At 73.3% G+C, this 10,042-nt stretch carries 8 protein-coding genes; 5 read left to right on the top strand and 3 right to left on the bottom strand.

The window, feature by feature from the left end; translation table 11 throughout:
• The first annotated feature begins 4 nt into the window (after positions 1-4).
• The 3 genes from DVS28_RS22330 to DVS28_RS22320 all read left to right on the top strand — a co-directional run bounded on the left by DVS28_RS22330 (position 5) and on the right by DVS28_RS22320 (position 2,552).
• Positions 5-1,042 (top strand): polyprenyl synthetase family protein, encoded by a 1,038-nt coding sequence (locus tag DVS28_RS22330; protein ID WP_114593428.1) that lies wholly within the window; start codon positions 5-7, stop codon positions 1,040-1,042.
• A gap of 161 nt (positions 1,043-1,203) precedes the next feature.
• Complete coding sequence (locus DVS28_RS22325) at positions 1,204-1,794, top strand: GNAT family N-acetyltransferase (RefSeq protein WP_216826223.1); 591 nt, start codon at positions 1,204-1,206, stop codon at positions 1,792-1,794.
• A gap of 53 nt (positions 1,795-1,847) precedes the next feature.
• On the top strand, positions 1,848-2,552 hold the full coding sequence (locus tag DVS28_RS22320) for a hypothetical protein (protein ID WP_114593426.1): 705 nt from the start codon (positions 1,848-1,850) through the stop codon (positions 2,550-2,552).
• Between the two features lie 10 nt (positions 2,553-2,562).
• On the opposite strand, the gene DVS28_RS22315 is transcribed toward DVS28_RS22320, so the two are convergent.
• Complete coding sequence (locus tag DVS28_RS22315; RefSeq protein WP_164710902.1) at positions 2,563-3,951, bottom strand: glycoside hydrolase family 10-like protein; 1,389 nt, start codon at positions 3,949-3,951, stop codon at positions 2,563-2,565.
• Between the two features lie 114 nt (positions 3,952-4,065).
• Positions 4,066-4,509, bottom strand: a complete 444-nt coding sequence (locus tag DVS28_RS22310; RefSeq protein WP_114593424.1) for an SRPBCC family protein — start codon at positions 4,507-4,509, stop codon at positions 4,066-4,068.
• 108 nt (positions 4,510-4,617) lie between these two features.
• Here DVS28_RS22310 and DVS28_RS22305 point away from each other — a divergent pair, with 108 nt between their 5' ends.
• Positions 4,618-5,280: a hypothetical protein gene (locus tag DVS28_RS22305; RefSeq protein WP_114593423.1), complete on the top strand. Its 663-nt coding sequence runs from the start codon at positions 4,618-4,620 to the stop codon at positions 5,278-5,280.
• 407 nt (positions 5,281-5,687) lie between these two features.
• Here the strand turns inward: DVS28_RS22305 and DVS28_RS22300 are convergent, their stop codons facing one another.
• On the bottom strand, positions 5,688-8,342 hold the full coding sequence (locus DVS28_RS22300) for a CHAT domain-containing protein (RefSeq protein WP_164710901.1): 2,655 nt from the start codon (positions 8,340-8,342) through the stop codon (positions 5,688-5,690).
• 130 nt (positions 8,343-8,472) lie between these two features.
• Here DVS28_RS22300 and DVS28_RS22295 point away from each other — a divergent pair, with 130 nt between their 5' ends.
• Positions 8,473-9,831: a S8/S53 family peptidase gene (locus DVS28_RS22295; protein WP_114593421.1), complete on the top strand. Its 1,359-nt coding sequence runs from the start codon at positions 8,473-8,475 to the stop codon at positions 9,829-9,831.
• Positions 9,832-10,042: the final 211 nt, after the last annotated feature.

Here is a 10,042-nt window from a genome sequence, read left to right as displayed (position 1 = left end):
GCTGATGGCCATCTCCGCTGCTGCCCTGGATGACCTGACCGCGAAGGGCGCCGATCGTGGCGTCGACCTGCGCCCCGGCCTGCTGGCCGTCGAAGCCCAGATGCGCGAGACGGTCCACGCGACCAACCCGTTCGTCGAGGACGCCGCCCGCTACCTGATCGATGCCGGTGGCAAGCGGTTCCGACCGATGCTGGTGCTGCTGTCGGGCATGCTCGGCGGGGCCCAGGCCACCCACCCCGACCTCATCTCGGGTGGGGTGATCGTGGAGCTGGTGCACCTCTCGACGCTGTACCACGACGACGTGATCGACGCGGCCGACACACGCCGCGGGACCCCGGCCAGCCACATCAAGTGGTCCAACACCGTGGCGATCCTGACCGGCGACTTCCTGCTGGCCCGCGCCTCGGAGCTGTCGGCGACCCTCGGGGTCGAGGTCACCCGCGTCATGGCCCGCACGATCGCCGAGCTGTGCGAGGGCCAGGTGCTGGAGGTCCAGGGGTCGCTCGAGGCCGCCACGCACGGCGCGGTCCGCATTCCCCCGAGCCGCGAGCACTACATGGCCGTCCTCGACGGCAAGACCGCCTCGCTGATCCGCGCGTCGTGCCGTCTCGGTGCGCTGCTGTCGGGGCAGGGCCCCAACGCCGTGGACACCCTCACCAGCTTCGGCACCCACCTCGGACTCGCCTTCCAGCTGGCCGACGACGTGCTGGACATCGCGTCGATGTCCACGGAGTCCGGCAAGGTGCCCGGTACTGACCTGCGGGAGGGCGTGCACACGCTCCCGGTGCTCATGGCGCTGGAGGACGACGGACCGGACTCCCCGCTGGCCGCGCTGCTGGAGGACCCGACGGACGCCAACGTCGACAAGGCCCTGGACATCCTGCGGGTCCACCCTGCGCTGGAGCGCGCCCGCCAGTCAGCCCGGGACGAGGCCGCTGCGGCGACCGACGCGCTGTCGGAGCTGGTCGTCCCGGCCGAGCGCCAGGCCGCCCTCGACGGCCTCCGCTACCTCACCGCCTACGCCGCCGACCGCGCCAGCTGACCCGACCGGCCGGCGGTGACCGGCGGGGTGGTCGTCGGGGTGGTCGTCGCGGGTGGTCTCCGGCGGTGGTCTCCGGCGGTGGTCTCCGGCGCGATCGGGGCCCAACCCACCCATACGTGGGTACCGGCACGATCGGGTCGGGAAGTCGTAGGGTGGCCGACGTGCCGTACCCGCCGCCACCCGAGATCGTCCTGCCTCACCCATGGGTGCTCGGCGAGTACCGCCTGCGTCCCCCCGAACCCCGGGACGTCCCGGCCCTCACCGAGGCGCTGCAGTCGGTGGAGGTCCAGCGGTTCACAAGGGTGCCGTCGCCCTACGACGTGCACGATGCCGAGCAGTACGTCCGCAGCGCCAGGGAGGGGCTCGAGCGCGGCGACGCGATCAGGCTGCTCGTGACCGATCCCCCGGGCGAGCAGCTGTACGGGGCCTGCGGTCTGGAGATCGACTGGCGTGACGGCGTCGCCGAGCTGGGGTACTGGCTGCACGCCAACGCCCGGGGGAGGGGGATCGCCACACGGGTGGGCAGCGAGCTCTGCCGCTTCGGATTCGGGCTGGGGCTCGGGAGGATCCACCTGCAGGCCGCGGTGAACAACCCGGGCTCGGTCGAGGTGGCCCGCCGCATCGGCTTCGTCCAGGAGGGCACGCTTCGGCTCGCCGCCATCGACGGTCCTGCCGGCAGCACGGCGGCGCCCCGGGCCGACATGCACGTCTTCGGCCTGCTGCCCGGCGAGCTCCTGCCCGTGGCACCCTGAGGCGGCACCGTGTGTCTCTCGAGTGTCAGACCGCGGCGCTACAGTTCCCAGTCATGACGCCGTGCCTGTCCCGCAGCGGACGACCGACGCCCGCGAGCCTCCTGCTGCTCGTGCTGCTCGTGCTCGCGGGGTGCGCAGGGAACGGCCAGGAGCTGACCGACGCCACGCCGGCGGAGCTGCCGACCGACCCCCAGCTGAACGCCGAGGTGACGGCGTCGTTCATCACCTACCGGGCGGCGGTGACCCGTGGGGACGCCGACGCGGCGATGGCCCACGTGACCACAGAGTCCCTCGATGACCAGGCCCGTGTCGTCGAGCTGGCACGCAGCGCCGACGAGGAGACGGTCCGCCAGCTGCCGGCGGCCGAACAGCTGCTGGTCCTGACCTACCGCCTGCGGCCGCAGCTGCTGGAGGCCGAGGACCCCTACGCCGCCCTGGTCGATGCGGGGCTTGCCGGGCAGGATCGGTCGCTCGGCGAGCTGGGCGACATCAGCCGCGTCAACGAGGACCTCGCCGTCGCCGAGGTGCTGTCCAACCGCACCCTCGAGCCGACGTCGTTGCGGTGGCGGTTCCACCTCGAGGACAACCGCTGGCGCTTCGACCTCGCGGATGCCCAGCGGTTGGTGTCACAGGCCGTCGCCAACTCCGCGCGCCTGTCCAACGCCTCGGTCGAGCAGGTCGTCACCGCCACGATCGTCGACCTGTCGGGAGAGGACGTCGAGACGGTCCGGGAGCTCTACAGCGAGCCGCCCGTCTGACCTGGACGGGTCACTGGCCCCAGAGGGAGCCCGCCAGCGCCGGCAGCAGCGCCTTCGGGTCCTCGCCCGCGGCGGTCTGCTGGTAGCTGAACAGCACCTCGCCGTCCATGAACGGGGCGGCCTCGCTCAGCTGCAGCAGCGACTGGTCGACGTCGTTCAGCCACGACCCCTGGCCCGGCGCGGTCATCACGCCGGTCGCCTGCCGCAGCCCGGCGATGTAGGACATCCAGTTGCGGTGGAAGCTGGCGTGGCGTGACTCGCGGAAGTACACCATCGGCATCGCCACGTCGATGATCCCCGCGGCCATCCACTGCGGCCACGGCTGGAAGACCTGGCTCCACGCCGGGGTCTGCTCGAACACGCGGCCGTTGACCGGGCCGTCGCCCCAGGCGATCAGCGCCGCCGAGACCCCGACCGTGGGGTCCACCTGCTGGACGGCCTCGCGCATGCGGATGGCGATGTCGGTGGTCTGCTGTCGGCGCCAGTCGGAGAACTGCTGGTCGGAGGGGGCCGGGATGTCCGTGCGGCCGGTGTCGGCCTGGAAGCGACCGAGCGCGACGGGGTTGTAGCCCCACTCCGCCCCCGGGTAGCGCAGGTAGTCCACGTGCACGGCGTCGACGTCGTAGGTGGCCAGCTCGGCCGCGGTCGCGATGACGAGGTTCTGCACGTCGGGATGGCCGGGGTCGAGGTACTCGCCCCATTCGCCGGTGGCGCTGCGCGTCAGCCACTTCTGGTCGTCCGGGGCCGGGGCGCCGTGCTGGGTGTAGGTCCAGTTGTGCGGCTCGGGCGTGTTGGCGGTCTCGGGCTGCCATGCCGGCATCGCGGTGAACCAGGCGTGCACGCTCAGGCCCCGGGGGGCAGCCCCGTCGATGACGGCCTGCAGGACATCGAGGCCGGGCTCGAAGCCGGCGTCCTGTCCGCGGTCGAGGAAGTCCGAGGCGTAGTAGGAGTCGTAGCGGCGCGCCACCTCCACCACCACGGTGTTGCCGCCGGCGTTGACCACGTCGTCGAGCATCGCCTCGATGGAACCGCGGGTCAGCAGGGTGCCGTCGAGCACGTGGACCCATACGCCGCGGATGGGGGAGGGGAAGCTCGGTCCGGTCGCTGCAGGCGGTTGCGGCGTGGGGGCAGCGGTCACGACCGGCGTCGGCTGGGCGGTCGGCGCCGGCACGGCGGTCGGAGTGGGTGCCGGCACGTCCTCGGCGTCCACGAGCGGCAGCGACGGTGGTACCTCCGCCAGGGCTGTCTCGGCCTCCTCGGGCAGGTCGCGGTTGAGGGTGATCAGGCTGAGGGCGGGCGCGGGCGTCGACTGCTGGAGCACGAGCACACCGGCGAGCAGCAGCGACAGGATCGCTGCTGCCAACACGACGACGACACGGTCGGCGTCTCGGGAGACCATCGTTCGGGGGAGTCCTGCTCGGGGTCGGCCGCTCGGTTGTCGGCCCGCCATTACCTCATCGGCCCAACAGTAACGCGGTGGAGGGATGGCCGGCCCGTGATGGTCGCGGACGGGTCAGTCGGCGAAGTGCCTGGCGACGTTGGCGACGCTTCGCTCGACGTTGGACTGGTGAGCGCCCGGGTACCCCAGCAGCCGCAGGGCCGGCTTGAGGGGCGAGGGCGACATGTCGAAGGTCTCCGTCACCGTCGAACGGCCGTCCGGCAGGGCCTCCACCTCCCAACGCCAGCGGTGCTTGCCGGGGTGCGACCACGCGATCCGCTTGCCGGGCTCGAACTCCACGACCGTGTTGGTGATCCGGTACGGCAGGCCGTACATCTTCATCCTCGTGCCGAACCGGTCGCCCTTGCCCGACAGCTGCTCGGGCCCGGTGACGATGCCCCGCACCGACCCGTCGCCGCTGATGGCGGGGTGGGCGGTCGGTCGGCAGATGTAGGCGAAGACCTCGTCGGCCGGGGCGTCGACGACGGCGGATGCGGATGCGGTGAGGGTGTCGGTCATGGCCGTAGTTGTACCGACGCGCGCCGCTGGGGACGATTTCTCGATCGGGTGGCAAGACGATGACGGGTCGGCTCCGAAGGACTAGTGACGACTCGACGAGGACATCCCATGGCCACCGACACCTCCACCCGCACCATCAGGCTCGACCCGCCGCCCCCTGCGCCGGCTCGCATGCCCCCGCCCGCGCCGGGGACCGGGGTCAGCCAGCAGCCCGTGCCCGTCGCACCCCCACCCGCCGCGCAGCCCACGCCCGTTCGGCCCTCCGCCCGACCGACGGCCGCCCCCTCGTCCTCGGCGCCGCACGCATCGCAGGCCCCGCACGCCCCGGAACCGGTCGGTGCACCTCGACGGTTGTTGGCGGGGGTGCTGTGGGGACCGGTCGCGATCGGTGCGGCCACGCTGCTGCAGATGTGGGCGTCGGCCCAGGGCGGCGACCAGGCCGTCCGTCCCCTCCGCCTGCTGACAGTGCTCGTCGAGGGCGGGGGCGGTCTGGCCGGCGGCAACCCGTTGCTCGGGATCGCGGTCAACACCGCTATCGGCATGGTCCTCGGCGTGCTCTTCGCCCTCGTCGCCCCCCGCTTGCGTGGTCCCCGGGCCGTGCTGGTCGGGGCCCTCGTGTTCGCGGCTGGCGTGTTCGCGGTGGACCTCTACGCCCTCTCGCCCGCGTTGTCCCCGGTCCTCGAGCTGCGTGACGCGCCCCTCCTCCTCGCCTCCCGCCTGGTCTTCGGCGCCGTCCTGGCCATCCCGTTCCTGGCCGCCCGCCGCGCCTGACCCCCGGCACCCCTCCCCCTGGCGGTTCTTGACCCACTCCGGTGTAGTTCGGGCCCGGAGTGGGTCAACATCCGTCGGGGACGGCCCCGCTCCGACGCGTCGAGGGCCACGGGGCGGGGACCGATCCGCCGTCGGCTGGGTCGAGTTCCGCCACCCCGACGGATGGAATCGCCTCCGAGACGGCGCCCCACCCTTCGTGTCGGAGGCGATTCCATCAGCTGGACCCCGCCGAAACGCGGTTCAGCACGCCCAGCTGGGGCTATTCCATCCCACGGTGGAGGCGATTCCATCCCAGACGAGCACCAAGACCTCAACCGCCGCCGTGTTTGCCCAGGGGGCTCCGCCCCCTTCGACCCCCGCGGCGGTTTCCGGGCCTCGTGAGGCTCCTTCGTCGCCGACTCGGGTCCTCAACCGCCGCCGTAGCACACCAGCATCAGCCCGGCTGCCCACCCGTGGGGGGAGGAGGGGTCGAGGGTGCGGCGGGCCGACCACAGGGCGCGGGCCATGGTGGCGCCGGCCGCGAGCTCGGTGTGCAGGGCGGCCATGACCGGGCCGGACACGTCATCGGGCAGGTTCGCGGTCGACGCCACGACCGCACCGGCGCCGCTGGCCAGCAACGCCCCGACCATCCCCTCCAGCTCCGGTCCGACGAGGTCGCCCGGGTGGCCCAGCTCGCAGGCGGCCAGCACCCACCGGTGGGCCGGCCGTGACAGCGCGGTCACCTCGTGCACGGTGACCGGGCCGTCGGCCAGCTCGATGGAGGAGAACCACGGGGAGTCGGTCCGCAGCCGACCGTGGCAGGCAAGGTGCACCAGCCCGGCACCCTCGGCGGCGGCCAGGACGGCCTGCCCCGTCGCCGCCTCACCGACCAGCAGCGTGGCGTCGGGGAACACCTCGGCCAGCAGGGCCGTCTCGTGCTCGGCGGCCTCCAGCCGCGGTCCGGCGGCCAGGACGACCCGGTCCGACGCGGCCTGCCGGTCAACCGACGCCATCCACGACCGTGCCGACACGTCGAGGGTGACCGGGACCTCGGCCAGGCCGCCGAGCACCGACCACGGCACGGCCAGCAGGTCCGCGGGCGGCACCACGACCACGTCGCTGGCCCTGTCCAGCAACGGTGCCAGCGGCGTCCAGACCCGCCCGGCCAGGTCCTCCACCAGCCGCTCGGCACCACGGCGGGCGCTGTCGACCATCCGGGTCGACCGCGATGCCGTCACGCGGCGCATGGCCTCGCCGAGCTGGACCGCTGCCTGGGTGATGGCGTCAGCCGGGCCCAGCTCGACGAGGGCGAGGTCGCCGCCGAACGCCACGACCGCCAGCAACGCCTCGCCGTGTCGCTGGACCTGCACGAGCGCGCCGTCGGCCCCGAGCCGCTCGTGCAGGCGGTCCAACCACCCTCCGGCGTCACCGTCGGCGGTCGCCCCGCCGGGGGTCGGCCCTTCGTCGCTGGCCCACAGCCGTTCGCGTACACGCCGTTCGAGGGCCCCGAGCTCGTGGACCCGTGCCGCCGCCCGGCCGTCCTCGGCCAGCTCGGGGTCCGACAGCGCCGCCTCCAGGGCGCGGATCTCCGCCAGCCACGTGGCCACCTGCGCGTCGGCGCCCGTCGGCCCGGCGACCGGTACCGATCGGCTGCGCTCCATCCACTCCCACACCAGCGTCACGTCACCCGCGTGGACGGCGGCGGCCAGCCCCGTGGACGCCAGCACCGTCCCGTGGGCCGCGGCCCGCGACCGCAGCTCCGCTGACCCCACGGTCGCCCGGTACCCCTCCAGCTCCGCCAGCCCCGCACGACAGTGTCCGAGGCACGCGGCCACGTCCCCGTCGACCCGCGCCGCGCCCGCCAGGGCCCGATGCCGCTGCACCCGCATCATGGCCGAGCCGTCATCGGTGCCGGCCCCGTCATCGGCCGCACGTCGCCAGGCCTCGGCGGCCACCCCTGGGGCCCCGACCGCGAAGGCGACATCGCCCAGCAGCAACGCGGCGTCCACGGCGGCCAGCCGATGTCCCAGGGTGCGCAGCCGGGCCTCGGTCACCTCGATCTCCTCGAGCAGGTCGGGGGAGGGGGCGCGGCCGGCCCGTGCCCGCAGCGAGAGCAACGTGGCCTCGGCCTCGCGTCCCGCCCGTTGTTGTCCCGCCGCCAGCGCCGCGGCCTCCGACGCGGCATCGGCGGCCTCCTCCAGGCGTCCACGGGCCAGCGCTGCCCGGGCGAGGGGAAGGAGCGTGTCCACGAGGAGGATGGGCACTCCGCCGGCCCGGCGGACCTCGGCCACAGCCATCGCGGCGGCATCGGCAGCCTCGTCCAGCAGGTACATCGACGACAACGCGTCGGCCTTCTCGCGGTACAGCTCGGCCAACGGCACGTCCAGCTCGATGCACAGCTGCTCGACCTCGGCGTAGCGGGTCATCGCCAGCGCCGGGGCCCCGCGACGCAGGGCCAGCTCGGCCCGGTTGGCGGTGATGGCCAGGTACAGGCCGCCACGGAACGGGGCCGCCGTCCTCGCCGCGTCGGCCAGGACCTCCTCGGCCCGTTCGTGCTGCCCCAGCATCGTCAGCAGCTCGCCCAGGTTGTTGCCGATCTTGCCGGCCAGGTTGGCGTCTCCTCCGGTCAGCAGGTCCCGTGCGCGTTCGTAGCCGGCGACGGCAGCCAGGGTGTCGCCGGCGGTCTGCAGGACCAGCGCATCGGCGAACGCCACCTCGGCCTGCTGGGCGGGGCTCGCGGACTGGCCGGCCAGCGCGACGTCGGCCCTGGCCAGGTCCGTCCGACCCCGCTCCAGGTGGATCGCCGACCGGGTCACCAACGCCTCGACGAGCCGCTCGGCCAGTCCTGCGTGCTCGCAGACGGTGATGCACTCGTCGAGCAGGGCCTCGGCGCGGTCGTGGCTGAAGACCTCCCGAGCGGCCCACGCGGCGGCGCGCAGCACCACGGCCAGCGGTTCGTCGGCGCCTGCGGCCCGTGCCTCCGCGGCAACCTCCTCGGCAAGGGCCAGTCCTGCATGGGGGTCGGCCAGGACCAGCTCGGCAACGGCGTCGGCACGGTCTGGGAGGGGGGTGGAAACGGCCATCGCGCCCCGCACGCTAGACCAGCACGTATCACCAGCGCCCGTCGTCGCTCCGGAGTGTCCCGTGGACGTCTATCGTCCCGCGATGGCGACCGCCATCGCACACACATACGACACCTGAGGGGTGACTGACGTGGCCAGTGACAAGACCGATGACCGCACGCCGGAGGAGAAGGCGCAGGTGGCCAGGCAGGCCGAGGCGCTCGAACGGCTCGCCGACGACGAGTGGCATGCCCGGGTGATGCGCGACAGCGTGGCCGCGCACAACGAGTGGGCGGGCCGGGCGGTGAACGGCCTGGAGATCCCCCGGCTGCAGCTCATGGACGCGCCCGGACGCTCCGTCGTCCCGGTTCCGGTGGTGGCAGGCCAGGTGGTCGTCCACACGAGCGATCCCACCGACCACCAGGAGGCCGTCGACGCCCTCGCGGCCGTCGGCTACCGAGAGCGCAGCCGCAGCGATGCGATCGTCACGTTCAGCGGCGACCCCGCGGACCTGGCGAAGGCCCTCGAGGTCATGGCCGACAAGGGGATCCGTGGATCGGCCAACCACTTCGTGGCCCTGCGCGGATGGACCGCCAAGGCCGGGGCCAGCCCGGAACACCCCACCTCCCGGATGCAGCCCCACGACCCGGCCAAGGGCGATGACGAGTCCGCCACCCCCGTCGCCGTGGTCGACACCGGCGTTCCGGAGGGCGTGCACGCCGGTCCCGGTGGGTGGCTCGCCCACGTCGAGCACGGCACCTCGGCGGTCGACCGCATCACCATGGCCGACGTCACCGTCACCGCGCCGCCGATGCTCGACCCCGCTGCCGGCCACGGCGCCTTCGCGCTGGGCATGGTGCGCCAGGCCTACCCCGACGTGCACCTCGGGTCCTTCCGCGCCCTCACGGCGGTCGGGGGCGGCAGTGAGGTCGACGTCGTCGAAGCCATCGAACGGGCGGCCGGCTGGATCGCGGCGGTGTCGGCGGCCAACGGCTGGGCCCGCCCCCGGGGGGTGCTGAACCTCTCCTTCGGCACCACCACCGTCGACGGGAACCCGCCCATCGCCATCGAGCAGGCCCTCGACGCGTTGTCCCCCGACATCCTCGTCGTCGCGGCCGCGGGCAACGTCGGCAACACCGAACCCAAGTGGCCGGGGGCGTCCAAGCGTGCGCTCGGCGTCGCGGCGCTGGCCCACGACGGGGTCACTCCCTCCACCTGGTCGACCCGTGGCAGCTGGGTGGACTTCTCCACGATCGGCGAGGGACTCGTCAGCACCCATGTGCCGGGGGAGGAGAACCCGCGCTTCGACCCGCAGCCGGAGACCTTCGGCACCGACCCCCTCGCGTTGTGGTCCGGCACCTCCTTCGCGGCGCCGCTGATCGCCGGCTGGTTGGCCCGGAGGATGGCCGAGGACCCCTCCGTTCCCGCCCAGGACGCCGTGACGTGGCTGCGTGGGAGGGGTCGCCGCACGAGAGACTTCGGGTACGCGATCCGGCGCGACGACATGTGATCCCCGCAGGAACGGGGCGCCCCGGACGGCTGCAGGCGGTGCGCGACACCCCTTTGCCTGTCACCGAGGGTGCCCCGTTGCCGCCAGCCCGGGGCGAGGATTCGGCAGCCCCTCTACCCATTTCGTAGACTCATGCCCCCGCGGCCCCTCATGGGGTGCACGCGTCGGTGCCCTCTGCACCCGGCGACACCCATCGAGCCGCGCGTGACGT

The organism is Euzebya pacifica, from assembly GCF_003344865.1.
GTDB classification, from domain to species: Bacteria; Actinomycetota; Nitriliruptoria; order Euzebyales; family Euzebyaceae; genus Euzebya; species Euzebya pacifica.
The sequence above is the reverse complement of the archived record's forward strand: the minus strand, read 5'-3'. Positions and strand labels throughout refer to the sequence as shown.

Coding starts and splice junctions, on each gene's coding strand:
- DVS28_RS22330 (WP_114593428.1), top strand. CDS start 5: ATGGCCATCTCCGCTGCTGCCCTGGATGACCTGACCGCGAAGGGCGCC.
- DVS28_RS22320 (WP_114593426.1), top strand. CDS start 1,848: ATGACGCCGTGCCTGTCCCGCAGCGGACGACCGACGCCCGCGAGCCTC.
- DVS28_RS22315 (WP_164710902.1), bottom strand. CDS start 3,951: ATGGTCTCCCGAGACGCCGACCGTGTCGTCGTCGTGTTGGCAGCAGCG.
- DVS28_RS22310 (WP_114593424.1), bottom strand. CDS start 4,509: ATGACCGACACCCTCACCGCATCCGCATCCGCCGTCGTCGACGCCCCG.
- DVS28_RS22305 (WP_114593423.1), top strand. CDS start 4,618: ATGGCCACCGACACCTCCACCCGCACCATCAGGCTCGACCCGCCGCCC.
- DVS28_RS22300 (WP_164710901.1), bottom strand. CDS start 8,342: ATGGCCGTTTCCACCCCCCTCCCAGACCGTGCCGACGCCGTTGCCGAG.